Genomic DNA, 26,326 nt, shown 5'->3' with positions numbered 1-26,326 from the left:
AGTGCCGATGCCATTACCTGGCATCGATGATACTTTTTACATTAGAGCCAATATTAAGATTGGAGGAGTTTTATAATGAAGATAGCCATAGCCACCGAAGGAAATGTAGTTTCAGCCCATTTCGGGCACTGTCCCCAGTATACCATATATGATGTGGATGAAAAGCAAAACAAGATAAACTCGAAATTGGTAATTGAAAATCCGGGGCACCAGCCGGGTTTCCTGCCCGGGTATCTGGCAGAATTAGGAGTCAACTGCATTATAGCCGGGGGTATGGGCCCAAGGGCTCAGGAACTGTTCGCCCAAAATAATATAGAAACCATAACCGGTGTTTCCGGCAGAGTGGACGATGTGATACAGGAATATCTCAAAGGAAATATTGCGGACGGCTGCAATCTGTGCGACCATGGAGAAGGAGACCATGGTGGGCATTGCTCCCACTGAAGCTCAAGATTATTTTCCAAATGGCGGTGAAAACATGATAATTGCCATTGCCAGCGGGAAAGGCGGCACCGGGAAGACCACGGTAGCCGCCAATCTTGCCGTTTCATTAAAAGACAAAATGCCGGTAGCACTATTAGATTGTGATGTGGAAGAACCTAACGCCCACCTTTTCTTAATGCCGGAATTTACAGAAAGGGAGTCCGTTACACTGCCAGTGCCTTCCATAGATTCCGATAAATGCACCCACTGTGGAATTTGCACCAGAATATGCGCCTATCACGCCCTGGCGGATCTGGGCAAAAAGATACTGGTGTTTGAGGAACTCTGCCACGGCTGCGGGGGATGCAGCCTGCTCTGCCCGGCGGGAGCCATAACGGAAATACATAAAGAAATAGGGCTTGTGGAACGGGGCACTGCGAAAGGTATAGAATTTGTCCAGGGGACACTTTCCATCGGCTCGGTTCTGGCTCCACCGGTAATCAAGAAAGTGAAAAGCCGGATAAAAAGTGGCCCTGCGGTAATAATCGATTCACCGCCGGGCACATCGTGTCCCATGATAAATGCTGTATCTGGAGCCGATTACTGTGTGCTGGTGACGGAACCCACACCCTTCGGCTTGAGTGATTTGCAGCTGGCCGTGGGGGTTGTCAGGGAACTCGGGATTTCCTTTGGTGTCGTAATAAACAGGGCGGGTATGGGAGATGGTGAAGTCGAAAAATATCTGCAGGAGCAGAATATACCCCTGCTGATGAAGATTCCCTTTGACCGGCGGTATGCGGCCTGCTGTGCCCGGGGGGGACTGCTCGTTGAAGAATTTCCCGAGCTCAGACAGTCCTTTAACAACTTATGGAAGGCCATAGAAAGGCGGGTGGAGGCATGAAGGAAATAATTGTACTGAGCGGTAAAGGTGGTACAGGAAAGACTACAGTGACGGCCTCTCTTGCGGCTTTAGCAAAAGATGCGGTTTTGACCGACTGTGACGTGGATGCAGCCGACCTATACCTGCTTTTAAACCCGAAGATTAAAGACACCTTTAAGTTCTGGGGAAGTCAGAAGGCTCGCATAAGTGAACATAAATGCATAAGGTGCGGCAAATGTGAAACAGTATGCCGCTTTGATGCCATAAAAGATTTTAAAGTAAACCCCACTTTTTGCGAGGGCTGCGGGGTATGCTATAATATATGTCCTGAAAAGGCCATTGACATGGTTGACACTCTTTCGGGCCACTGGTATATCTCTGACACCAGATACGGCCCCATGGTCCATGCCAGGCTGGGAATAGCCGAGGAAAATTCTGGCAAACTGGTTTCGCTGGTAAAAAAGACCGCCCGGGATATAGCCGAAAGAGAAGGATATAAATATATAATCACCGACGGCCCGCCGGGAATCGGCTGCCCGGTAATTTCCACCCTTTCCGGAGCCGATGTGGCTCTGATCGTAACGGAGCCTACCGCCGCGGGATTGCATGATTTGGAGAGAGTATTGAAGCTGGCGGAGAATTTTAAAGTAACCGTAAAGGTAGTGATCAATAAGTTCGACCTGGCGCAAGAAAAAAGCAAAGAGATCGAACAGTACTGTATTTATAAAGGTATTGAGGTCATAGGGAAAATACCCTTTGACGAAGACGTTGTAAAAGCCATATCAAAAGGTGTTCCGCCGGTCGAGTACTCTTTTGGCCCGGCGGCGGAGGTTTTAAAAAATGTGGCAGTATTATCATTCGGTGACTCTGGATGTAGACAAGAGTAAAATGTATTGGGGGTGACTTAATGAAAATAGTAAAGACAAAACCAGAATTGTGTAACGGGTGCGGGGCATAAAGAAAGGTATGACAAACAGCTGAATGAATTGGGATATGATATTGAGGAAAAACCCACCGAAGAAAAAATGAAGATCCTCCGGGAATACAGGGAATCCCAGTATCAAAAGCTGTGTGATGCGGTATATAAGCGCAGGGGCTGGAATTCCAACGGAGTGCCTACCCTTGAGACTGTAAAACAGCTTGGTATAGATTTCCCTGATGTGGTAGAATTAGTAAGTAGATACCAATGAAGTTGAATTGCACAATAGTTTAAAGATAAGTAAGGTAGGTTATATTATGGCTAAATCCAAAACAGTAATTGTAACAGGAGCTTCAAGGGGGATTGGAAGAAAAATCGCAGAGTTGTTTGCAGTAAACGGTTATAATGTATTAATAAACTATCACCGTTCTGAAAATGAAGCAAGGAATTTCTACGAAACATTGCGTACAAAGGGACTGTCAGTAGCACTGTACCAAGCCGATGTTGCCGACCGTAAACAGGTTGATAATATGATAAGGTTTTGCTTGGCACAATTTGATACAGTTGATGTACTTATAAACAATGCAGGAATTAGTCAGTCCAAGATGTTTATCGATATAACTGAAGATGATTGGGAAAATATGGTCAAAAATAATTTTAACAGTGTTTTTCATTGCACCCAGAGTGTTGTTAGGTATATGATATCCAAAAAACAGGGTAAAATTATCAATATATCTTCAATATGGGGGATGGTTGGTGCTGCATGCGAAGTCCATTATTCTGCCGTAAAAGCAGGGATAATCGGTTTCACAAAAGCACTTGCCAAAGAACTTGGTCCTTTGCATATCCAGGTTAACTGCATTGCTCCTGGGATTATACAGACAGATATGTTAAAAGATTTTACCACTGAAGATCTTGAAATGTTGAGTAATAACACACCGCTTATGAGATTAGGGACAGTGGACGATGTCGCCCAATGCGCACTATTTTTAGCGTCTGACAAAGCGGATTTTATTACTGGGCAGGTAATAAGCCCTAATGGCGGTTTTGTTATCTAGTGCATATTATAAAAAATTATAGAAGCAGCAGGAGATAAGGTACTTGAGAGGGCAAATCCATAAATTTCGGGTATTTGACAAAAACATAGTTCTTGATGTCAACAGCGGTTCGGTGTTTGAGATATATGACACGGTTTACGATGTGCTGGATTATAAGAAGCCCCCAATGGAGGCTTCATTTTTGCTATTTATATTATTTATATATCGCGATTTCTCCCACCGTGAAATCGGGAGAGCGGCCTATAACCTTGAATTTGATTCCGTAATCGGGGACTATTATGCCGCTGCTGGGGGCTTTCGGATTCCAGTATTTGTGGGAATCATTAAATTCGGGCTGAGCCTGTTTACCCTGGAAAGTGTGGGTCTTGCCGAAGAAGGTAAACACCTTGTCCTGTACCCGATCCAGGCTGAAGGCCGCATCGTGAATCTGTATCCTGGTCCTTATATCCACACCCTGGGCCACCATGGGCTGCGGGTGAGAATCTACTATGCCCAGGAATCCATGTCCCGGATGCACTCCCACCCAGTTGTCATCATAGGATGTGTCCCTGTACCATACTATCAACCCCGGTTCATGCCTGAAATATTCGGCTATTCCCTTATCGTAATCCACCCAGTTGTATCCGTACAAAAGCCCTTCATCGGTCTTGGTGAGATTTCTCCATTCTAGCAGGTAATAGTGGGCCTTTTCCTCAAACCCTTCAGTGATATACCAGCCGTTGACTTCCCACTGTCCCTCGCCATTTTCGGCATTGTCATGGAAAATTACATTTCCGTCGGCAATAACTTTGATATCATCCACGAAGAAGCCTTCCAGAGAAGTGGCCCAGTCCGTCATGTACCTGAACTGGAGCATGATATTCTGGCCCTTATATTCCGAAAGGTCCATAATTTCATGCACCCATCCGCCGCTGCTGCCGGTATATCCGGGCATGTTTTCCTTGATAGCCGGGTAGCCGTCGGGCACGATGGCATCGGTGGTCCTTTCCGATGAAAGGGATTTCCAGGTGACTCCACCATCGGTGGAAACCTGGACAAAACCGAAATCCCATCCTTCTTCTATGTTGTACCATGTCCAGAAGTCGAGAGATATGCTGGCGGCATCGGGCAAATACACCCGGGTTGCTACGGTATGGTCTATTTCATCGCCTTTTCCGCCATACCATTCATAACTTCCTTCATAGGGCTCCGTTAGAATCTTTAGTTTATTCGGCAGGTTCACTTTGACAACCTGGTTGTTGCTGCCCACACTGGTGGTCTGGTCCAGCTTGAAGAACAGGCCGTCATCGCTAATTTCATTGAAATCAACTTCTGTGGGCTGCACCCACTGTCCACCCCAGATCTGTCCCAGTATCCACCTGCCCCAGGGGCTTATGGGGGTTGGCTTGGTGCCCAGTGGTTTTCCGCTCCAGCTTCCGCTGGACATTAGCGAATAGAATCCTACAGGGTCTCCGTTGCCACTGTATATGGTGTCGTACTCATCGGGAAGGCCTATATCATGGCCGAATTCATGGCAAAAAACGCCTATGGTGCCATCCTCGCCCTGAATAATATAGTTGTATGCCAGCATGTTGTCTCCCCAGTAGGGCACCGTTGGGTTATCCGAGGGGATTAACTCAAAGACCGAGGAACTGTGGGCCCATATGGCATTGTCGCCCTGAGCACCGCCGCCTCCGCTCTGGTCCACGCCTGCATGCACTATAACAAGGTGGTCGATGATGCCGTCAGGTTCATCAAAATTCCCGTCTCCATCCAGATCAAATGGATCTTCCATATCATAGTCTTCAAAAGGAACTCCTGCTTCTCTGGCTACCACAAGAAGGTCTTTTACCAGGTCCCTGGGGGTTCCGGGATACAGTCCGTCAACGCCGTCCATGCCGGGCCTGTCAGGGTCATCATCCCCGTAGTAGGCTTCCGAATGGGGCAGTTTAAACCAGCCGTATGCATCTCCATCCACCTTGAAGCTGCCGCCGGATTGCTCCAGATAATAATCCACCATGCTGTCCAGGTGCAGGGTACTGCCGCTCTGGTCGATGGCATCGTAGCCACCTTCCGTAAACAGCATCTTTTCATAATGCTCCTGGCTGAAATCCTCCACCCAGAAACTGGTGTTATCCTCCGGTAAAGGTTTTGCAATCTGATTGTGGACTGGGCCGCTGTCGTATTCATCATCTCCGAATTCCGCCAGCAGCACCAGAAGCTTTGCCTTTCGGACTTCACCGGTCCACGGCTTTTCCTTCACTCCTTCAATATCCGTGATTTTCTTTCCAAATTTCCTGCCGTTCAGCATGTTGCCGTATTGAATGTTTTCTTCATTGTAATTCTTGATTTTCTTCAGAAGCACCATTTTGTCCACATCTCTGGTCTTTGCCGGGGTCAGTCTTTCCCTTAAATACTTCGTTACCGCCTTTTCCATTTCTTCCTGAGAAGCATTTTTGTCAATGACGCCTTTCTGGATGAGCATTTTAGCGATGCCCGCTTCATTAGGTGGTGTCAGGTTTCTGGAAAAATCCTGAGTTTCGGCAAATCCCTTTGCACTGCAGAAATTTGTGGCCCCAAAAACCAGGGTCACAGCCAAGAGAAATACCAGAAGCTTTTTCATAAAATACCCCCCAATTTTAATTTGGATTTAACAACATTATTATAGCCTGTCTCTTGAGAAAATTTTGTAAAAACAGCGGTAAAATAAATTTTCTATTTTAGAGTTTTCAAGGAAAATTTTGTTGAAAATTAGTAACATCTAATCCTTTAGAAAGATCCAGGCCTTCAATTCCAAAATCTCGAGGGCATGTGATTCCATCATGTCATAAAAATATTTTCCTAAGAAGGATTTTGGTTAAAAAAAGAGAATCTACTTATAAGAATTTTTACCGGGAGGGGGAAAGGTTATTTTGCGATATGTTGTAGGAATAGATGTGGGAGGGACCAAGATTGCCGCTTGCCTGATGGACGAAGAGGGTAAAATGCCCGGAAGGGCAACATTCCCGACCCTCGCCAGTGAAGGTCCTAAAGCTGTTATCGGCAGGATAAAACAAAGTTTTTTTGAGGTATTAAAACAGGGGCAAATAGAGCAGAACCAGGTAGCAGCACTGGGTATAGGCATGCCGGGCCCTCTTGATACAAAAAAAGGAATCGTAAAAAATACACCTAATTTACCTGGATGGATAGACATACCTCTTTTGCAGATATTAAAAAGCGAAATAAATTTACCGATGGTGCTAGAAAATGATGCCAATGCCGCAGCCCTGGGTGAAAATCTTTACGGCGCAGGGAAGGGCATTGACAACTTTGTCTATATAACCATAAGCACCGGCATCGGCGGCGGTGTGGTCTTAAATGGCAGGCTCTTCAAGGGACAAGATGGCAATGCGGCGGAAATAGGCCATATGACAATAAACTTCGACGGTCCCCGCTGTGGATGCGGCAATCAAGGCTGTTGGGAGGCCTATGCATCGGGCACAGCCCTTGCCCGTTTTGCCAGGGAGAAAATAGCCGCCGGAGAAGCCACCAAAATAAAAGAACTGGCCGGAGAAGAAAACATAAAAGCCGAGCATGTATTTGCTGCAGCAAAAAAAGGCGACAAATTTGCGCTCGAACTGATAGAGAAAGAGGGATTTTACCTGGGCGTGGGCCTTGCCAATGTGGTGAATGCTTACAACCCCAAGCGAATAGCCATAGGAGGAGGACTCACCCATGAGTGGAATATGTTTTATGACCGCATGATGCAGGTCATGCGGGAAAGGGCCCTTGGCGCCAGCATTGAAGGTTTAGAAGTGGTGAAGGCCGCACTGAGTAAAGATGTGGGAGTCATAGGTGCCGCCGCAGTGGCATGGAGTATTTGTTAAATTGCATATTTTTTCAACTGATTTCTGAACTTTTCTGAAAGGTCTTTCAGCCCGGCAATATATCCGGTTAGCTCCTTTATCCGGCCGGAATAATCGGTGATGCTGGCGCTCATTTCTTCGGAAGAGGCGGAGTTTTCTTCGGCAATGGCTGCCAAAGAGTGAAGGTTGTCCACTACATTTTTTATTTTTACCGTCTCAGAATTGAGCTGCTCTATGAGAGTCACAACTGCCGTGGTGACTTCTCCCGTCCTCTGGCTGCTGAGAGCGGTACTTTTACCGGCTTTATTCAGCGATTCGCTGCTGCTTTTAAGTTTTTCAAACTGCTTTACGAAGTGATCTGAAAGGACCGTGACCTTTCCGGAAAAATCCTGGAGGTTCTTGCTTATTTTTTTAACTGCAAGTTTGGACTCATCGGCCAGCGTTCTCACCTCATTGGCCACCACCGCGAACCCGCGCCCCGATTCTCCGGCCCGGGCCGCCTCTATGGCTGCGTTTAAAGAAAGAAGGTTGGTCTGGTCTGCGATTCTTTCCACGGTGTTGACGATTTCCATGATTTCCCCTGCGCTTTGAGCCAGTTCCTCGGATTGCTGTTTAATATATTCAAAATCCTTGAGGGTATCTTCAATGCCCTGTATTGCACGAGAAACTTCATCGGAGACCATGAGGGCATGTTCGGTGGATTCCGCCAGGAGGTTTTTGCCCTCTTCTTCCTTTTGAGAAATGAAATTCAGACCGTTGATATTGGAATCCAGCGTGTTGACAGCACTTTCGGTTTCTTCAGCCTGCTGCACGGCACTCTGAGCCACTTCTGCTACCACCTGGGAGATTTCATCGGATATGCTCTTCATCTTGTCGGCTACCTGGGTGAAATATCCAGTGAAATTAACGAGATCATCGGTGCCGCCCTTCAAGAACAGAAGGTCATCCTGCAGGTTTTTTCTGGCCTTATTGATTTCTTTCATCAGTTCTTCGAATACATCCCGGGTCTTTATTTCGGTCCTATCCTGAAATTGCAGGTCTGAAATTGATTGGATTTCTTTCTTTATATATTTAAAAGGAGAGAGTAATAAAGCCGCGAAAATATATGCCATAAAAGATGCAGCAACTACCAGCAAGATGGCGGCAAAGGGTTTATTGCCTGTTAAAAAGAATGCCAGGATTCCATTCGTAAGCAGAGTTGCCACGGCAAGCTTTGCAGCAATAGAGCGCAGAAATCCAAAGGAAAGAAGAATATTTGGCATGAAGTTCTTTTTCGCATAAGATGGAGAACTAAACTTCAGCCTCACGGTCATGTAGTGCCTGCCGTCAGCCGAACCTTCATCCATCTTTACAATATCCATTTCTTCCTTGAAAAATTCCCGGCTTCCTTCCAGAAGGCCCAGGAAGTAATCATACATTTTACGATGGGATTCGTACCTCATGATAACTTCAAAGGGGGTTTCATGAATTATGAGCAGCCGTGGAGGCCTCGCTCCGGGTATCATCTTTGTCAGGACCTGATGGACCTTGTCCATCATCAACAAAAAGCTCCTGAGCTTTCTGTTCTCAAAAAATGACGGGAACCACCGGGAAAAGGTAGCCACATTTTTTCGGCCGATTTTTCTCCATATGGTTCCAGAGGGTTCCCCAACTTCATTGCTGATGGATTTTATCATGTGGTGGACCTTTTCATCTGGAATGTCGGAAAGGGGAGAAAAAAGCTCTTCGGACTCGATTCCTGCGGAACCTACATGCTTTTGAATAACATTTTTGTCATATAGCTCTTCCAATGTCTTAACCCACGTATGGACCACCGTTGCCTTCATCTAAATGTCCTCCATTCTTAAATTAAAAATACCATAAATTGGAATTTGCGGTTTGCAAATTTCTTCTATTCCGACCTCTCATCTCCGATCTCTTTAATATGAATCATATACAGGGTAATCATGTAATGAAACATATCGACCAACCAAGATCTGAATCGATATTGATTATTAATAAGTATACCAGATATTTCTTTGTTTGACTAGATTTTCTTTTTGACAGGAAATTTGCCGGCTGCTGTCGAATAATATATTTGACATTGATTCAGGAGGTGCAAGAATGGGTAGATTTGGCAGGTTTTTAATGCTTGTGATAGCCCTGGGGGTGTTTTCTATTTTTGCTCTGGCAGTCAGGGCAGATATCGGTGAGCCGGGATCCGAAAGCGATCCAATAGTCACGAAAAGCTATGTGGACAAGATTTTAATGAACATAAAGCAGTATGTGGATTCAAAAACCGGCAATTCCGGCAGCCTGGAGGTGGTCTATCTTGAAAAGGGGGAAAGGATCATTGGCGACAAGGGCACCGAAATCATCTTGAGAAGCGGGCAGGCAGCCGTAGTTGACAGCATCAGCGGCGGCATATCGGATTTGACGACAGGAAAAGATCTCAAAAAAGGTGAAAAAGCCCCCCAAAATCATCTTCTTCTGATTCCCAGGGAAGATGGCCGTGGTCTTGCCGCTCAGACCAATGTGGTATTGATGGTGAGAGGCAATTATACGATTATCAAATAACTTTACTTTCATCCATTATGATGATATACTTTTTTTAGCAAATTTCCTCGAGAGAGAGGCTTTTTTGATGGAGCGGCTTACGGTATTGTTGGCATTGATGGCTCTGGATGCCGGAGGGGCTGAAACTCATGCCATAACACTCGCGCATATCTTCTCTGGAAGAAGAAAAAGCTGTGAATAAGGAGACATGACATGAAAAAAGTTCTTCATGTCCTTACCGATGCAAATATGGGCGGTGCCGGGCGCTACCTGTTTAATCTCCTTTCAGGCTGGGATTACGACCGCTTTGAGGTTTTGGTGGCATGCCCGACGGGAGGAGAACTGGAAAGGCAGCTTGGGCGAACGGGCATAAGAGTTTTTGCGCTTTCCGGGGGAGAAAATTCCCTGAAATTTGAGCATATTAAGGAACTCATGGGAATCATATCCCGGGAAAAAATCGACATCGTCCATAGTCATGCAAGCTTTTCCGGCCGCATTGCCGGTAAACTCTCCGGGTGCAGGGTGGTGATCACATGCCACGGCCTGGGACAGGGCAAAAATGGTTTTATTCAAAGGGTTATCACAGGAACTCTCTCTAGATTTTTTACAGACAGCATTATTGCCATTTCCCGGGCTGTGAAAATAAGCCTGATGGAGACCGGTGTTCCGGCGGACATGATAAAAATCATATACAATGGTATAGACCTTTCGAGATTTAATAACGTTGAACCCCGGCTAAAAAGGGAATTCGGCCTGGCGGGCAGAAGCCCAATTATCGGCATAGTTGCAAGACTTGTACCGGAAAAAGGCTATGAATACGCTCTGAAAGCCATGCCCGTAGTGTTAAAAAAGTTCCCCGGTGCTTTGATGGTTATAGTGGGGGATGGACCGCTTAGGCAAGCCCTGGAGGACCTGTGCCGGGAGCTGGAAATATCCGAACATGTGGTTTTCCTCGGCTATCAGGACCGGGTAGAGGGCTTGACTGCTGATTTTGATGTATTTCTTCTGCCTTCCATCAGTGAAGGTCTGGGGCTCTCGCTGCTGGAAGCCATGGCTCTGGGTAAACCGGTGGTGGCCACCGAAGTTGGGGGGATTCCAGAAGTGGTGAAAAGCGGAGTCAACGGCCTGTTGGTGCCGCCGGGAGATGACAGGGCTCTGGCCGAAGCTATTATAAAGATTTTATCATCAAAGCAAATGGCATTTTCTCTGGGTCAGGCGGCCAAAAACACCGTCTTTGACAAATTTTCAGCCCGATATATGGCGGAAAAGACCATGGAAATCTATGATAAAATCCTCCAAAAGGAGGGTAGCAGATGACATCCCCCTCCACACAAAAAATAAAAATTATGGGAATACTTCTGGATAGAGTTGATTATGATAGAGCGCTTCAAAAAATAGAAAGGTTTCTAGAAACCGGTGGCCCGGGAGTGATAGTGACTCCCAATGCGGAAATCATAATGGCTGCAAGGAAAAATGAGAAGCTCAAAGAAGCCGTAAACGGTGCTGACCTCTGCTTTCCCGATGGCATAGGAGTGGTGCTGGCCGCCAGGATCATCGGAAAATCTCTCTACGGCAGAACTGCGGGCTTTGACCTTATGACACAAATGCTGGACATGGCGGCCCGGCGGAATTTATCCGTGTTTTTGCTGGGAGGGAAACCTGGGGTGGCGGAAGAAGCTGCCGGTAGTATAAAGGTAAAATTCCCCGGAATCAAAATAGCAGGCACCCACCATGGTTATTTCGATGAAAATGGGGAAGGGCAGATAATAGACATGATAAATAAATCGGGCGCCCATATCCTTCTGGTGGCCATGGGAGCTCCAAAACAGGAAATTTTTATGATAAAAAATCGCAACAAACTCCACTGCAGTATAGCTATGGGAGTAGGAGGCAGCCTGGATGTACTTGCCGGAAGGGTTCATCGGGCACCGGTTTTTATGCAAAAAGCCGGGCTGGAATGGCTCTACAGGCTCGTCACTCAGCCCACGAGGATTAAACGGATGAGTGTGCTCCCCCTTTTTATTATAGATGTTATACTGGACAGGTTGAGGCAAAACAAGTTGTAATAAGATCAATTATTGCTTGTATTTTTCTGCCGGAAATAATACAATATGGTAAAATGGACAAGATGAGTATGGCCATGGAAGGTATTTTTGTCAGGAATTAAACGGTAAGCCCTGATCATAATTTACAACTGTGGTGGGAATATGAAAATAAAAACCTTTTTACTGGAATACCTGCAAATAGTCATAGGTTCATTTATAGGTTCTCTTGGCCTCACCATGTTCCTGGTGCCCAACAAGGTAGCAGCAGGGGGTGTGAGCGGTCTTGCCACAGTACTCCATTACCTTTTTGGCTTGCCGGTAGGATGGACCATGCTGGCCATGAATATCCCGCTTTTTGTGGCAGGGGTAATTTTTTTAGGGAAGGGTTTTGGGCTCAAGACCCTGGCAGGGGCGCTGCTGTTCTCGGTATTTACGGAGGCCACAAAAAATTTCCCGGTGCTTACCCATGACCTGCTCCTTTCCACAGTATACGGAGGTTTGATACTGGGTGCAGGGTTGGGCATAGTTTTCCGGGCCCGGGGTTCCACCGGAGGTTCAGATCTGGCAGCCATGCTTATTAATTACTTCATTCCCACCGTAAGCATAGGCCAGGGTATCCTTTTTGTAGATTTTTTTGTAATAGGCCTTGATGGTGTGGCTTTTAACTGGGAGCTTGCCATGTATTCGTGGATAGCCCTCTATGTTAGCAGCAAGGTAATAGACCTTATTCAGGAAGGTGTAAATTATTCCAAGGCCGTATACATAATTTCCGATGAGGCAGAAAATATTTCCCGGAAAATATTAAATGAAATGGAGCGGGGAGTAACCTTTCTGGGAGCTAAAGGTGCATATACCGGCGAAGAAAAGAATGTACTTATGTGTGTGGTGACGCGTCTGGAACTCACACGCCTGAAAAACATAGTCCATGAACTGGACCCCAGAGCTTTCGTGATAGTCCATGATGTACATGAAGTGCTAGGGGAAGGATTCAGCTTTGGCAATGAGTCGGGAAAGGTTCCCCTGAAAAATAAAAACCGGTAGGTTCGCCGGCAATTCGGTATCCTGCTTCAGGTGCCGGCCAGCGGGCATCCGTGTCCCGCCTTTCCTCTGCTTGTTCTAAACTCAAGAGCGGCGACAACTTCACTAAACTGTGCTTTTTGTCATCTCCTGGTAGAAGACTTAGTTTTTACACTTGAAATATTATACTTTAATAATAGGTATAAATTTAGAAGAGGTGATTTGAGTGAATTTAACAAATGAAAAACTCCAGGAACTTACATTCATGGCCCGCACCATCCGGCGGCACATCGTCGAGATGACTGCCGAAGCGGGTTCCGGCCATCCGGGAGGGTCCCTCTCGTGTTCCGATATCCTGACAGCCCTGTATTTTAATGTGCTCCGAGTGGACCCAAAACGTCCCGCATGGTCGGAAAGAGACCGTTTCATACTATCAAAAGGGCATGCTGCCCCTGCTCTTTATGCGGTGCTGGCAGAAAAAGGATATTTTCCCAAAGAAGAACTCATGAAACTCAGAAAGACCGGTGCCATGCTCCAGGGACATCCCGACATGAAAGGAACGCCGGGCCTTGACATGACCACCGGTTCCCTGGGCCAGGGGTTATCCGCCGCCAATGGAATGGCCCTGGCAGGGAAGCTGGACAAAAAGGACTACAGAGTATATGTACTGCTGGGAGATGGAGAAACAGAAGAAGGCCAGGTATGGGAAGCAGCCATGGCATCGGCCCACTATAAACTGGACAACCTCACGGCCTTTGTAGACCACAACGGCCTGCAGATAGACGGCCCCATCACCCAGGTCATGTCACCGGAGAAAATACAGGACAAATTCAAAGCCTTCGGCTGGCACGTAATCGACATAGACGGCCATGACTTTAATCAAATACTTGAGGCCGTAGAAGAAGCCAAAAACACCAAAGATAAGCCCACAGTAATCGTTGCCAAAACGGTAAAGGGCAAAGGCGTGCCCTTTATGGAAAACATAGTGGACTGGCACGGAAAAGCACCTTCTAAAGAGCAAGCTGAAGAAGCATTAAAAGCACTTTAGTTGTATCTTATGAATAGAAGAAAAAATAGTATGGAGGGATATCAATGCCGAAAGTTGCCACTCGTGAAGCCTACGGCCAGGCTCTGGCGGAGCTTGGCGAAGAGATAAAGGATATAGTGGTCCTGGATGCAGACCTTTCAAAATCCACCAAGACCAGCGTATTTGCCAAGAAATTTCCCGAGAGATTTTTCAACATGGGTATAGCCGAACAGAATCTAATGGGCACCGCAGCAGGTCTTGCCACCTGCGGCAAGATACCCTTTGCCAGCACATTTGCCATATTTGCCGCCGGCAGAGCCTTTGAACAGGTAAGAAACTCCATATGCTATCCGCAGTTGAACGTAAAAATAGCCGCCACCCATGCGGGCATAACCGTGGGTGAAGACGGAGCCACCCACCAGTCGGTAGAAGACATAGCCCTAATGAGAACTATTCCCCACATGACAGTCATAAACCCCGCCGATGCCGAAGAAGCAAAACAGGCCGTGAGAGCCGCAGCCCTTCATAAGGGGCCAGTATACCTCAGATTCGGCCGCCATCCGGTAGAAACCATCTTTGATGAAAATTATAAATTTGAAATAGGGAAAGGAGTAATCCTGAAAGAAGGAAAAGATGTAGCTATCATCGCTACAGGAGTCATGGTAGGCGAAGCTTTAAAGGCCGCAAAAATCCTGGCCGGAGAAGGTATAAACGCCATGGTGGTGAACATATCCACCATAAAACCCATTGATAAAGAAGTGATTCTAAAAGCTGCAGGGTGCGGCGCCATAGTCACCGCCGAAGAACACAACATCATTGGAGGTCTGGGCAGCGCTGTGGCCGAAGTGCTGGCAGAAGAAAAGCCCACCCCCATAAAGAGGATAGGCATAGCCGACGAGTTCGGCCAGTCGGGAAACCCCGATGAACTCCTCAAGATATACCATCTGACTGCGGAGGATATAGCAAAAGCGGCCAAAGAACTGAAAGGTAAAAATTAAAGGACGAAACCAAAATATAAAAGCCCCGGTTGCCCGGGGCTTTAACAGTAATGTCATATCATCTAGTTAATCAAATAGGAGATTTTATTATGCAACAAAAGGCGCCAGTATCCAGGCCAGGGCAAAGGCCGAGATTATTCTGATGATCATTCCTACAATGGAAGCCTGCATAGCCTCGCCAGCGGAAAGGTCAGAATTCTGAGCCCAGACGGCCGGTATCTGAGCGAGGGGAATCTGCAATGGGAATCCCGATGCCGCTATAATGAAGGAACCGATGGCAAAGCGCGGGGGTACATTTTTAATGGTTTCCACCAGAGTATTCATGGCAAGAGTCGGGGATACCAGCACCGACTGCAGGCCTGTCTTGGGGTCAATGGAAAGTGCTGAGAGAAATGCTGAAATGGCTGATTCGATGGGTTTCCATACTCCTACAAAATCCAGGGCTCCTATGAGGGCAAACACCACCGCAGCAGCCGGTATCAGCAGTAGGAATAAAAGCTCCGCCCCTTCCCGGGCTCCGTTGAATATTGTAGGCACAGCGGGAGTATTAGGGGTAAAGCGCGGCATCTCGCTGATATCCTTGTATTTTACGTTCCGGTATATGGTCTTGCTCAGGATAAAAGGTACCAGTATGACCGGCAGGAACAGCCCTACAACTATAATGGGAAATGCCCATATACCGCCTTTTGTAAAGGCCAGCAGCCCCAGCATGAAAGTGGAGAAGGACTGATTGCCCTGGCACATGGTTGCTATTGCAATCTTTTGCTCATCTTTTGTGGCCTCGGCTTTTTTAAGGGAAGGTGCAGTAATTCTGCCCGAAGCATTGATGTCACCCAGTATATTATAGATAGCTGGAACTATCACCAGCGGTGTTATCCTGAATATCTTTGCAAGAGGTGTAAAGACCCGAACCAGTGCATCGGTGAAACCCAGGCGTTCCAATATGCGGCCTGTCATGACTGAAAGTATTATAGCGCTGCCCAGGGTCCCGGTAAGATATACCTTAACTACAATGGGGACAACCCTTCCAAGCATTGCATCAAATATTCCACCGATGAGGGAAGGTTTTACAAAAAGGATAATGAGTGAAAGAAATAATAAGGTCAAACCTACATACTCAATGGTTTCCATCTTTCTTTCGCTGACAACGATTTCCTTTTCCTTGACTGCCATTTTTAAATGACCTCCTTTTTTAAAAATATAAAGATTCTGGGATAGAACTTATATATGGTTTATAGCAAATCACCTCCCTTTGGACTATGGTATGCTGGTTTTATCCCTGGTTTTAACGATTTATCAAATAATTCTCTGTTATATACTTTGCATATTCCTGAATATCTTTTGAACCAAATTTTGACAGCGGCGTTGAAGTAATTCTCTCCCGGAATATAACAATTTCCACATCTTCGGGCAGATAATGCCTCAGAGCATAGGCCAGGGGCAGACCGTTTTCGAAAATTTCCAGAGCGTGGGAGTTGCCGCAGATGAAATTGAGTCTCAGTTCTTCCGCCTTTTTCACCAGTTCGCTGTCCCTTTTCACCCGGCTGATGGTGGCCAGTACCGTGTCTATTTCGGGATGTTCGTTCTTGGCTTTTGCCAGATGCTCTGCGGTGAAGCCCGTATGGGGAAAGATATGGAGAATGGTGTTTACCGGACTGTCGGGCATCCCCAGATAAATTTCTCCTCCCACCGCCGTGGCGGAATCCATAATTTCCCCGCAGCCCAGGATAGACTTCTCCTTTCCCATGATTTCCAATTCCTTTTCCATGTCCATCATCCGGTTGAGACGGGAAAGCATGTCCCCGAGAGTCCTGACATCATCCAGGGCTTTACCCACATACATGATATTTCCCGGAATTCCGCCGTACCTTATATCCACCCGAAAGGCCCTGTGCCCATGGATATATGATATACCCGGGTGCAGTCCGTGAAAAGCTTCGTGAAGCTCAAAAACCGCGATATTGTAAAGTCCCAGGTAATTTTTTAGTGTCACCCCACCGGAGTTGGCCGCATCGGCGATGGGGTGGTGGGCAACTATGGCGTCGACTCCTGTAGCTCCGGCCAGTTCAATATTTCCCTCGGTAAGGGTCATAGTGACCGCCACTTTGTGGACTTCAGCTTCCGGATCGCCAAAAACCAGGCCTGGAGTCTCAACAACGGATTTTCCTGGGATGTCGGAGGATTTCATCACCACAAAAGGGTTTTTGTCGGTGAAGATATCCGAAGTATCTGTGACCACCCTCCCCCCCGTGATTTGGTCCAGCACTTTAATAATTTCTTTTACCTTCAATTCTGGTCCTCTCCTTTTTAGAATGTACTCTTGATTACAGGGCCTGACCATTTGCTCTTTTGTTAATTTGCCAGGCTGTATAAATTGAGATTTGGGAAGCTGGATCGGACAAATAAAGAGGCCGCCAAATAAATACTTCACCATGGGAAAATTTCACCATCATTCCACCAGGGAAAATGATAAAACAGTTCCCTTAAAAGTATTTATTTGACGGCCTCGAACTATCCTTACGGATCTTTCTTATCCAGTCCATTATTTTATTGAAATAACTTTTACTAACAATATACAGATTAATGATAATTTTGTCAAGAGTTTTGTGAGATAATGTTATGGCATCATGAGCTTTCTCTTGCCAGGAATTCTTCCACAGGTTCAGCGGTGATCACAATGGTGCCAGCCAGCTGGTTGACGGGGTCGTAATCCTTCAATACAGATCTTACTTTTAACCCAAAGGTTTCCTCAAAATACGTCTTAAAGCGGACCTTGAATTCATTGAGCAGGGCGAGGTCCATAAGTCTGGCGGTAAAGGAGTCTTTGCCGTCAATATGCTTTAATACCGATATCCTGCGGTTTAGAGCAAGTATAATAATCTTATCGCCGATAATGTCTATCTTCTGCCAGTCAAGTCCCCTGCCGTACATTTCTTCATTGGTCTTATTGTTTATCTTGATAATTTCCTGTTTGAAGTCACCCAGGTTTTTCAAATTTCTTCCCTCCCGATTATTTCTAATAGGTCAAATGATAAAGTATTTCACTTTTTTTATGAATAGAGAAATGAGTCTTTATAATTATATTCTATACGATTTATGTTATTCCTTCTTGATGTTATTTATTCGTTATATGACCTCTCATCTCTAACTTCCGACATCTAAATCTGTAACACCTTCATGGCCATTTGAATATTATGGAATGAACGATATTTTTAGAATGGAGGGCTTAAAATGCTGGTGGAAATTGAGCTTTTCACTCAAATGGCTGTGTCCATAAATTACGGTGATGAGTTAAGCATGAAGGTAAATTATAATGGGAAAATACTGGAAGAGGGCATATCCAGGGATTCTTTCGAATTTTCCGGGACGGTTCTGGGAGGTAAGAGGCTGGCGGCTATCGGTCGGGAAAGACGTTATACCTATGGGGACCTGACAGGCATATTCGAGGCGGATCCTGGCAAGGGCGTAAATCTTTTATTCATAGACCCTGAAGATGATATCAAGCTCATTATAGAAACCAATATCTGGCTGGACCCGGGAAGGATGGTGCAGGACCTTTCTTTGAAAGTTTTTTCAGAAAATAGGATGCGGGATATTCCGCTAAATAGGCCGGATGTTAAGATAGACTGGCCGGGTCGAGGAAAGTTCATCGTGGATATAGGGGATTTCATCAGGGAATTAAATTCCGAAAGATGCAAAATTTAAAAGGTATATAATGTCCGATAATCAAAAGAATGTCACTAATAATAACCATTATATTTAAATAACCCGCCCTGAAAAAACTTCAGGGCGGATTTCTTTTTCTTATACCTCCAGATGAAATTTGATAAGAGCGAATATTTTGTGATAAAGTTATATTAAATTAAAGAAATATTTGGTAAAGTCTTTTAACCAAAAATACAGTTATGGGATAATATAAGGCTTAATATAAAATAATATTAATACGGCAACAAGGCATATAAAGCGTCAATATATACTATAAAAGCAGGAGGATATGTTTATGAATCTTGCCATATTATCCACTTACCCTCCCAGGGAATGCGGCATAGCCTCTTTTTCGAGAGATTTGAAGAACAATTTAGCTCTTTGGGGGCAAAATGTTTCGATACTAGCCATTACCGACAAAAATTCTTCGTATAACTATCCGCCGGAGGTGGTTTTCGAACTGAAAGAAGACAGGAAGGACGATTTCCATATAGCCGCGGAATTTCTGAACTCGGCTGAAGTGGATGCGGTATTTATTGAGCACGAATATGGCATATTCGGCGGCCGGGATGGGGCTTATGTTCTTGATTTTGCATGCAATCTGGAAAAGCCCTTTATTTTAAATACACATACGGTTTTGCCCCATCCTGGATTTCGTCAGCGGGGTATCCTGGCAAAACTGGGGAAAAAAGCGCTGGCGGTCATGTGTATGACCCGCCGTTCTTCAGAACTTTTAAATAGAGTTTACCGTGTTCCACTTGAAAAGATTTTTGTAGTTCCCCATGGGGTGCCCATTTTTAAGGAAAAACCCAGGGAAGCCCTGAAAAGAGTTTATGATATAGCCGGACGACCTCTGGTGACCACCTTCGGATTCATCGGTCCCGGCAAGGGAATAGAACTGGGTATAAAGGCTATATCATATTTAAAGGAAAAATACCCGGGTATAATATATCTGGTGGCAGGTGAAACACATCCAAATTTGAAGAAAAGAATGGGTGAGGCATACCGCGATTCCCTGCTGGATTTGATTGAAAAGGTCCATGTGGAAGACAACATAAAATTTATCAACAGGTTCATCAGCCTGGAAGAATTGGGAGAAATACTGTATATGACCGATGTATATTTGACGCCATATCCCCACCGCAGCCAGGCAGTAAGCGGCACCCTGTCCTATGCCATTGGCTGCGGGAGGGCTATTGTCTCAACTCCCTATGACTACTCCCTGGAGGTGCTGGGTGACGGCAGAGGTCTGGTGGCATCTCAGGCAAACCCGGAAGAAATTGCCATATTAATAGACAGGATTCTTTCAAGTCCCCAGTTGAAAGCCCAGCTTGAAAAGAAGGCCTCGAAGCTCGGCAAGACCATGCTCTGGCCGGAAGTGGCCAAAAATTATGTAAACATACTGCAGAGTATCCTTCAGGTAAATGCTGAGAGGAAGGTGTATTAAAAGTGTACCGGCATCTTGTGAACATGACCGATTCCACCGGTATTATCCAGTTTGCGGATAAATCGAGACCCCTTAAGGAAAGCGGATATACTGTAGATGACAATGCCAGAGCGCTGGTGGTGGCCATGGGAATGGAAGCGGAGGAGAGGGAAAGGCTCATAAATATATATGCCCGGTTTCTGGAGGAGGCCCAGGATTCAAAAGGCGTATGGCAGAACCTAAAAGTAGATGGCAAATTTTTACCGGTGATAAACTCCGAGGACAGCATAGGCAGGGGGATTCTGGCAGCAAGTTTTGCCGTGGACTGCGGCATACCTGAAACCGAAAAAATGGCAAGAAAAATGTTAAAAAAAGCACTTCCCCGGGCTTTGCAGTTTAATTCACCCAGAGCCCTGGCCTATACTCTGCTGGGAGTGGTGAACCTCATAAGCTGCTGCCGGAATTTATACCTTCTGCCAAAGGCAAAAAACATGGCACAAAGACTTATAAGACTGTATGAAATGAACCGAGGCCAGAATTGGCTTTGGTTTGAAGACAGGCTTACTTACTGCAACGCCCTATTGCCCCACTCTCTTTTTAGCTTTTACAGGGTTAGCGGCGATAGCAGTGCATTGAAAGTTGCCAGGGATACACTAAATTTCCTGATAGACTCCCTGTTTCAAAAGGGCTACCTGAATATTGTGGGCAACCGCGGCTGGTGGCAGAAAGAAAGTCTCATTCCACCTTATGACCAGCAGCCAGTGGATGCTGCTTCGGTGGTGTTAGCGTGTCTGGAAGCCTTTATTGTCACCGGTGAAATGGAATATATATTTAAAGCCCAGACCGCATATGACTGGTACTGGGGGAAAAACATCAATGGTGTACCACTGTATAATGAAGACACCCAGGGCTGCCATGACGCTCTGGTTCCCGACGGAGTGAACCTGAACCAGGGGGCGGAGGCGGTAATTTCTTTCCTCATGGCACATCAGGTTTTGAAAGATGTTATTGAGAAAAAAAGGCAAAGATTAATCCCTGCGGTTTAAGGAGGAGCTCCTGTGGTAAAATATGGATATATGAATATGGGAGACCTTTTTAATGAAACCATAAACAAGGCCAAACAGCAGGTAGAACGAATTGAAGAGGTGGATGTTATTATCGGCATCCCCTTTTATAATGAAGATGAAACCCTGCTTAAGGTCGTAAAGAATGCTTTAGACAGCCGTGAAACCCGGCAGTCGAAAAGGCTGGTGGTTTGCGTAGGAGACCCGGCGGGGAAACAAAGCCTTGATAGACTCAGGGGGGAATATAAAAACTCCCCTCTTACCGCTTTTGTGATGCCCCAGGGGATAAATGGCAGAGGATGGAGCATCAGGGCCATATTCGAACTGGCACGCATTTATGAAGCTGATGTGGTGCTCCTGGAGGCCGACCTTGACAGCCGGGATAATCGGGGATTAAAGCCTGAATGGATCGACAGACTCATAAAACCGATTCTGGACGAATATGACATGGCCATAGCCGGTTTCAGGCGTCATCCCTTTGAGGACATGGCAGGGACCATGATGGTATCGCCTCTAATTTCCGCCCTTTATGGCATTAAATTTTCCGACCCCCTCAGCGGTGTATTTTCCATTACTCACGACCTGGTGGAAGATTTTTGTGCGGAATTTGATCAGTGCAGGGAACATACCGGTGGGTATGGCATTAATCCGTGGCTTGTAACTACGGCTCTGAGGTGGGGAAAAAGGATCTGTGAAGTCCATCTTGGGGCAAAGTTATCGCCGGTCACTTTCGGCAAGAAAAACCTGGTTTTCAAACAGATGGCCGGTACCCTGTTTGAATGTGTTAAAAGGGATGAGGATATCTGGTTAAAGCGAAAACCCGCAGTTAGAACCCCTGACATTATTGGCGGGGAGAACAGGGAGCTACCCCTGGAAGTCATGTGCAATTATATGGATTTTGAGGACTCTTTTAAAGAGGGTTTTTTCCATTACCGGAATTTCATGAGCGGGGTTTTAAGCCATGAGTCCATAAAAATGCTGGAAGGAATCCCGGAAGATGTTCCGGGCAGTATGGATTTTTCAGCATGGGCAAAAATGGTATATGAGTTCCTTCTGGCTTACAGTTTTCAGAGGGATATGGAAAAAGACGATATTCTGGAATCTCTTACAGCGGTCTATGATGGCGTGATCGCCGGGTTTTTAAAGGAAATGGCTGCTCTTGAGAAAACCGTGGCCGGAAGCGGATTGGATGCGGGCAAAGTTATAGCGGCAAGGGCCCGGGATATATATGATGAACACAGGCAGGCTTTCGTGGATTACAGATCCGGGTTTATTGAGAAATGGGTGCAAAAAGCTGAAGAAACAAGACCGGTGCTTACACCGCTGGACTATCTTGAATTTATCCCCGGCGTTCCTATAACCCTACCTAAAAAGCTCAACGGTGTTGACAAAAGGGAAATCCTCACCGGAAATATTTTTAAGAAATTGCAAAAGAAATATGAGAACTCTTTCAGGAATTTCCTGCATATGATCAACATTGATAGCAGAGCTCCCTCGGGGGAAATCGGTAGAAACTATGCAAATTTCATGGCACAGCTGGAAAAAACCATTGATAGTTTATGCCCCGGAGACCTGTATACCGAAGAAGGCACCATGAATATGATCAACAAACTTTTTGACATTTTCCCCCATAAAAAAATCACAGTGGTGAAGTGGAAAATCTTGAGGAAGCTCCTGTATGAGTATCCACCGAGAAATCTTGTAATAAGGCTGGGCTTTAAAAACATGCGGCAGCTTCTGGACAACATGGAAGTCAGGGATATTTTGACCCTGGCCCAGTTTACTGAAGACAAAGACTATTTTGACCGCATTTTCCACTGGTTAAAGGATAACCTTAGACCCGACAGCTTTGAGGAAGTGGAGCTTTACCCCTTGGTAGTGAGCAGGAACAAGTTTCCCGCATTGAGCGAGCTTAGAGAGATATCGGACCTCAACCGCCTCACCGGCCGAATAGCCATAATGAACCTGGGCAAGGGCATGGGCGGCGATTATCCCAAGCTCCGTTATTTCACTAGGATTGCCAAGAGCATAGTGGAGGCGGAACATTTTTCAGACCTGTGGAAAACCTATGCCCGGGAACGGAAAGAAGTGGGAAGGAAATTTGTAAATTCCATTTTAGGACATTACGGTAAAGCCATGTTTTCCGCCCATCATATCTTTGAAAACTGGCACCACCGGCAGTTAACCGTAAAGTTAAAAAAATTGGCCGCTTGCCTTGCCGAGGAAAACCGGGCGGAGGATTCTGGTAGGATAGCGGCTATGGCGGAGGGCTACGGCCTCAGCCTGGTGCTGGAAGACGGCACCTTCCTTCCGTGTTCGGCATGGACCTGGGCCAGCTATAGTTTTAAAGGAGGAGAAGGTATACCGACCCCTCTGTTTTTACACATAGAGAGGGACTGGTTCAATCATGACCTGCTGGAGGAAATTTATAAAGAAATGGGATATAACCCTGCGGAAATAATGGAACAGGTGTTCCAACTCATAAGCCAGGGCAGGGAGAGCAGCGATTTGACCGTGGTGCTTTTAGGCGTAAAGCCCCCGCTGGAAGAAATTGTAATCCAGGAAGTGGAAAATTGGCCTAAAGCAGGAATGCTCAAGAGGTTTCCCCATAATCCTATTTTGAATCCCATAAAGGAGCACTGGTGGGAAAATAAATTTGTGCTCAATACTGCGGCTTTGAGGGTCAAGGACCGGGTTTACCTGCTTTACCGGGCTTTCGGACAGGATGAAGTTTCAAGGATAGGCCTTGCCATTTCGGATGGTTACAATATAATTGAAAGACTGGATAAGCCGATTTTTATTCCCGAAAGAGAACAGGAAAGGAAAGGATGTGAGGACCCTAGAGTTGTGGTAATCGATGATGAGATTTTCATGCTTTATACCGCCTATGACGGGGTAGTGGCCCAGATAGCGGCAGCATCCATACCTGTAAAGGATTTCTTGAACAGGGATTTCGATAGGTGGAAGCGAAGGGGATTTGCCTTCCCGGGCCTCTGGGATAAAGATGCCTTTCTGTTTCCGGAAAAAATTGAGGGCAAATATGTTATATATCACCGCATAGAGCCCAGCATATGGATAGCTTATTCAGATGAACTGATATTCCCATGGCCCAGGGATGGGCATAAGATAATAATGGGACCCAGGTCAGGCTTGATGTGGGATTCCCTGAAAATTGGGGCCGGCGCCCAGCCCATAAAGACGAAATACGGCTGGCTTCTAATATACCACGGGGTGGACAGAGAAATGATTTACAGGCTGGGGGTTATCCTTGTGGACTTAAAAGACCCGGGACGGCTGCTTTACCGTTCTCCCAATCCCATACTGTCTCCTGAAACCGAGTGTGAGATAGGGAAAAAAGGTGAATGCTGGGTGCCCAATGTGGTGTTCACCTGCGGTGCAGTACCGGCTCTGGATAAAGAAGTTCTGGATGATGACGACGAAATCCTGGTTTATTATGGTGCAGCCGATACGAACATCTGTCTGGCAACGGGAAAAGTAGAGGATCTGATACCAGAAGAGGTTAGGAGGAGAGTAAGGCAAGGGTGACATATCGATAGCTAGTAGGGGACGCCGCCTATGGCGTCCCGCTATTTTTTTTGGCTTATTATGGGATATAGACAATTTCTTACGAATCACGCTGGTTAATTTGGTGAAGAACAAGCTTTTTTGTCCAGAAAGCGCTGTACGTCGGTCGCAGATGTTGAGAAATGGATTATTTTGATGATATACTATAAAATGCTGGCGAACTTTGATAATTTCCATATTTTTATTGTCTTTTATGAAGGAATTTTAAGATTGACGTCGAAGTTTAAAAGATAGGTGTAAATACATCGGGAGTGGTTTATGTGATAGAAATGTATGGAGTTTCCAAAGTATATCCGGGCGGTCTTACCGCCTTAAAGGATATAAATTTAAAGATTTCCAGAGGAGAGTTTGTATTTATAGTAGGTCCCAGCGGGGCGGGAAAGTCCACCTTTATCAAGCTGTTGTTCCGTGAAGAATTGCCCACAAAGGGCCAGATATTTTTCAACGGCAAGAACATCACCAGGATGAGGAACAGGGATATCCCGTTTCTTCGGAGGCGCATAGGCATTGTATTTCAGGATTTCAGGCTCTTGCCCGAAAAGACAGCCTATGAGAATGTGGCTTTCGCCATGGAAGTAGTGGAGGCATCCGGCAAAGAAATAAGAAAAAAGGTGCCTCAGGTGCTGGAAAGAGTGGGGCTGTCCCATAAAGCTGATGCAAAGCCCTCCGAGCTCTCGGGAGGGGAACAGCAGAGGGTAGCCCTGGCTCGGGCACTGGTAAATGAGCCGGATGTGCTGGTAGCCGATGAACCGACGGGTAATCTTGACCCCGACACATCATGGGATATTATGAAATTATTGAGCGATATCAATAAGAGGGGGACCACGGTGGTTGTTGCCACCCACGCCAGGGAGCTGGTCAATGCCATGAGAAAAAGGGTTTTACAGTTGGATAAAGGCCGGCTGGTAAGGGACGAAGAAAGAGGTGTATACAGCAATGAGGCTTAGGACATTCAACTATTTTTTCAGGGAAGCCTTTATCAGCCTTATTAGGAACCGATGGATGAGTCTGGCTTCTATAGGAGCGGTGGCTTCTGCTCTTATCATACTTGGTTCTTTCTTGTTAATATCGGTAAACTTTGACCACATTTTAAAAGATGTGGAATCTCAGGTTGAAATAACTGCATACCTGGAGGATACGGTGGATAGCAGCGGTATTACCCGGTTGAATGCAGAGATATCCTCGGTGAGCGGTGTAAAAGAAATTAAGTTTGTTTCAAGGGAGGCTGCCCTGGAGGAATTTAAGCAGCAGGTGGGGAAAGATTTGCTGGAAGGAATTGACAATCCCCTGCCCAACTCCTTCAGGATAAAAGTCGACAACCCCCAGGATGTAGCCCGCGTGGCTGGAGAAATCCAGCACCTGCAGGGGGTTGAGGAAGTTAAATACGGAAAGGGAGTGGTAGAGAAATTATTTAACATCATCTACTGGGTCAGGCTCCTGGGCCTGGTCATTATGGCTATTTTTGCGGCGGTGTCCATTTTTATCATATCAAACACCATAAGGCTTACGGTCTTTGCCAGGCGCAGGGAAATAAACATAATGAAATATATAGGCGCCACCGACTGGTTTGTGCGCTGGCCTTTTCTAATAGAAGGCATGGTGCTGGGCTTTATCGGTGCAGCCATAGCCATAGGTATCCTTGCCGGTGGATACAATTATCTTTATAATATCGTGAGGTTAAATATCCCAATGATATCTCTTATTCCCATGGAGGAATTTTATAATTTTGCCCTGGGCTTTCTGGCCATAGGTATGTTTATAGGGGCTTTTGGAAGCAGTTTTTCCATAAGGCGCTTCCTGCATGTATGATAAAAGCTGTT

General features: G+C 46.0%; 23 protein-coding genes. 18 read left to right on the top strand and 5 right to left on the bottom strand.

Features of this window, described 5'->3' with window-relative positions:
- The first annotated feature begins 75 nt into the window (after nt 1–75).
- The 5 genes from D2962_RS11825 (at nt 76) to ymfI (ending at nt 3,280) form a co-directional block, all read left to right on the top strand.
- Nucleotides 76–444, top strand: coding sequence for a NifB/NifX family molybdenum-iron cluster-binding protein (locus tag D2962_RS11825; protein ID WP_120765737.1), 369 nt, complete (start codon nt 76–78; stop codon nt 442–444).
- On the top strand, nt 422–1,324 hold the full coding sequence (locus D2962_RS11820) for an ATP-binding protein (RefSeq protein WP_245984660.1): 903 nt from the start codon (nt 422–424) through the stop codon (nt 1,322–1,324). Before D2962_RS11825 ends, D2962_RS11820 begins: the two co-directional genes overlap by 23 nt.
- Nucleotides 1,321–2,190 carry an ATP-binding protein gene (locus tag D2962_RS11815; protein WP_120765738.1) on the top strand — a complete coding sequence of 290 codons (870 nt, stop codon included), beginning with the start codon at nt 1,321–1,323 and terminating at the stop codon, nt 2,188–2,190. Before D2962_RS11820 ends, D2962_RS11815 begins: the two co-directional genes overlap by 4 nt.
- Nucleotides 2,191–2,289: 99 nt before the next feature.
- Nucleotides 2,290–2,493, top strand: a complete 204-nt coding sequence (locus tag D2962_RS11810) for an aldehyde ferredoxin oxidoreductase C-terminal domain-containing protein (RefSeq protein WP_222927521.1) — start codon at nt 2,290–2,292, stop codon at nt 2,491–2,493.
- Nucleotides 2,494–2,539: 46 nt separating this feature from the next.
- Nucleotides 2,540–3,280: an elongation factor P 5-aminopentanone reductase gene (ymfI, locus tag D2962_RS11805; protein WP_122015079.1), complete on the top strand. Its 741-nt coding sequence runs from the start codon at nt 2,540–2,542 to the stop codon at nt 3,278–3,280.
- A gap of 193 nt (nt 3,281–3,473) precedes the next feature.
- On the opposite strand, the gene D2962_RS11800 is transcribed toward ymfI, so the two are convergent.
- Nucleotides 3,474–5,882 (bottom strand): immune inhibitor A domain-containing protein, encoded by a 2,409-nt coding sequence (locus D2962_RS11800; RefSeq protein ID WP_122015078.1) that lies wholly within the window; start codon nt 5,880–5,882, stop codon nt 3,474–3,476.
- A gap of 286 nt (nt 5,883–6,168) precedes the next feature.
- Here D2962_RS11800 and D2962_RS11795 point away from each other — a divergent pair, with 286 nt between their 5' ends.
- Entirely contained in the window at nt 6,169–7,125 is a 957-nt protein-coding gene (locus tag D2962_RS11795; protein WP_120765741.1) for an ROK family protein, read from the top strand.
- Here D2962_RS11795 and D2962_RS11790 read toward each other — a convergent pair.
- The gene (locus D2962_RS11790; protein ID WP_120765742.1) at nt 7,122–8,930 is read right to left on the bottom strand and encodes a heme NO-binding domain-containing protein; all 1,809 of its coding nucleotides are present in this window, start codon (nt 8,928–8,930) and stop codon (nt 7,122–7,124) included. The genes D2962_RS11795 and D2962_RS11790 overlap by 4 nt on opposite strands.
- 277 nt (nt 8,931–9,207) lie before the next feature.
- On the opposite strand from D2962_RS11790, the gene D2962_RS11785 reads away from it, so the two are divergent.
- The 6 genes from D2962_RS11785 (at nt 9,208) to D2962_RS11760 (ending at nt 14,726) form a co-directional block, all read left to right on the top strand.
- Nucleotides 9,208–9,660, top strand: coding sequence for a hypothetical protein (locus D2962_RS11785; protein ID WP_122015077.1), 453 nt, complete (start codon nt 9,208–9,210; stop codon nt 9,658–9,660).
- Between the two features lie 192 nt (nt 9,661–9,852).
- Nucleotides 9,853–10,956 (top strand): glycosyltransferase family 4 protein, encoded by a 1,104-nt coding sequence (locus D2962_RS11780; RefSeq protein WP_122015076.1) that lies wholly within the window; start codon nt 9,853–9,855, stop codon nt 10,954–10,956.
- Nucleotides 10,953–11,705, top strand: coding sequence for a WecB/TagA/CpsF family glycosyltransferase (locus tag D2962_RS11775; protein WP_122015075.1), 753 nt, complete (start codon nt 10,953–10,955; stop codon nt 11,703–11,705). The genes D2962_RS11780 and D2962_RS11775 overlap by 4 nt, the downstream gene beginning before the upstream one ends.
- A gap of 141 nt (nt 11,706–11,846) precedes the next feature.
- On the top strand, nt 11,847–12,725 hold the full coding sequence (locus D2962_RS11770) for a YitT family protein (protein WP_122015074.1): 879 nt from the start codon (nt 11,847–11,849) through the stop codon (nt 12,723–12,725).
- A gap of 202 nt (nt 12,726–12,927) precedes the next feature.
- Complete coding sequence (locus D2962_RS11765; protein ID WP_122015073.1) at nt 12,928–13,749, top strand: transketolase; 822 nt, start codon at nt 12,928–12,930, stop codon at nt 13,747–13,749.
- Nucleotides 13,750–13,793: 44 nt separating this feature from the next.
- The gene (locus D2962_RS11760) at nt 13,794–14,726 is read left to right on the top strand and encodes a transketolase family protein (RefSeq protein WP_122015072.1); all 933 of its coding nucleotides are present in this window, start codon (nt 13,794–13,796) and stop codon (nt 14,724–14,726) included.
- Between the two features lie 87 nt (nt 14,727–14,813).
- Here D2962_RS11760 and D2962_RS11755 read toward each other — a convergent pair whose 3' ends face one another.
- The 3 genes from D2962_RS11755 to D2962_RS11745 all read right to left on the bottom strand — a co-directional run bounded on the left by D2962_RS11755 (nt 14,814) and on the right by D2962_RS11745 (nt 17,720).
- Complete coding sequence (locus D2962_RS11755) at nt 14,814–15,899, bottom strand: hypothetical protein (RefSeq protein ID WP_120765749.1); 1,086 nt, start codon at nt 15,897–15,899, stop codon at nt 14,814–14,816.
- A 112-nt stretch (nt 15,900–16,011) separates the two neighbouring features.
- On the bottom strand, nt 16,012–17,016 hold the full coding sequence (locus tag D2962_RS11750) for a Nif3-like dinuclear metal center hexameric protein (RefSeq protein WP_120765750.1): 1,005 nt from the start codon (nt 17,014–17,016) through the stop codon (nt 16,012–16,014).
- 335 nt (nt 17,017–17,351) lie between these two features.
- Nucleotides 17,352–17,720, bottom strand: coding sequence for a Na-translocating system protein MpsC family protein (locus D2962_RS11745; RefSeq protein ID WP_122015071.1), 369 nt, complete (start codon nt 17,718–17,720; stop codon nt 17,352–17,354).
- 237 nt (nt 17,721–17,957) lie between these two features.
- Between D2962_RS11745 and D2962_RS11740 the strand changes: the two genes are divergently transcribed.
- The 6 genes from D2962_RS11740 (at nt 17,958) to ftsX (ending at nt 26,315) form a co-directional block, all read left to right on the top strand.
- The gene (locus D2962_RS11740; RefSeq protein ID WP_122015070.1) at nt 17,958–18,431 is read left to right on the top strand and encodes a hypothetical protein; all 474 of its coding nucleotides are present in this window, start codon (nt 17,958–17,960) and stop codon (nt 18,429–18,431) included.
- Between the two features lie 295 nt (nt 18,432–18,726).
- On the top strand, nt 18,727–19,878 hold the full coding sequence (locus D2962_RS11735) for a glycosyltransferase family 4 protein (RefSeq protein ID WP_122015069.1): 1,152 nt from the start codon (nt 18,727–18,729) through the stop codon (nt 19,876–19,878).
- Nucleotides 19,879–19,880: 2 nt separating this feature from the next.
- Nucleotides 19,881–20,903: a hypothetical protein gene (locus D2962_RS11730; RefSeq protein ID WP_120765754.1), complete on the top strand. Its 1,023-nt coding sequence runs from the start codon at nt 19,881–19,883 to the stop codon at nt 20,901–20,903.
- Between the two features lie 12 nt (nt 20,904–20,915).
- On the top strand, nt 20,916–24,467 hold the full coding sequence (locus D2962_RS11725; protein WP_245984656.1) for a glycoside hydrolase family 130 protein: 3,552 nt from the start codon (nt 20,916–20,918) through the stop codon (nt 24,465–24,467).
- Nucleotides 24,468–24,766: 299 nt separating this feature from the next.
- Nucleotides 24,767–25,453, top strand: coding sequence for a cell division ATP-binding protein FtsE (gene ftsE, locus D2962_RS11720; protein ID WP_122015068.1), 687 nt, complete (start codon nt 24,767–24,769; stop codon nt 25,451–25,453).
- Nucleotides 25,443–26,315, top strand: coding sequence for a permease-like cell division protein FtsX (gene ftsX, locus D2962_RS11715; RefSeq protein WP_122015067.1), 873 nt, complete (start codon nt 25,443–25,445; stop codon nt 26,313–26,315). The genes ftsE and ftsX overlap by 11 nt, the downstream gene beginning before the upstream one ends.
- The last annotated feature ends 11 nt before the right edge of the window (nt 26,316–26,326 follow it).

This window comes from Biomaibacter acetigenes (assembly GCF_003691585.1).
GTDB classification, from domain to species: Bacteria; Bacillota; Thermosediminibacteria; order Thermosediminibacterales; family Tepidanaerobacteraceae; genus Biomaibacter; species Biomaibacter acetigenes.
The sequence above is the reverse complement of the archived record's forward strand: the minus strand, read 5'-3'. Positions and strand labels throughout refer to the sequence as shown.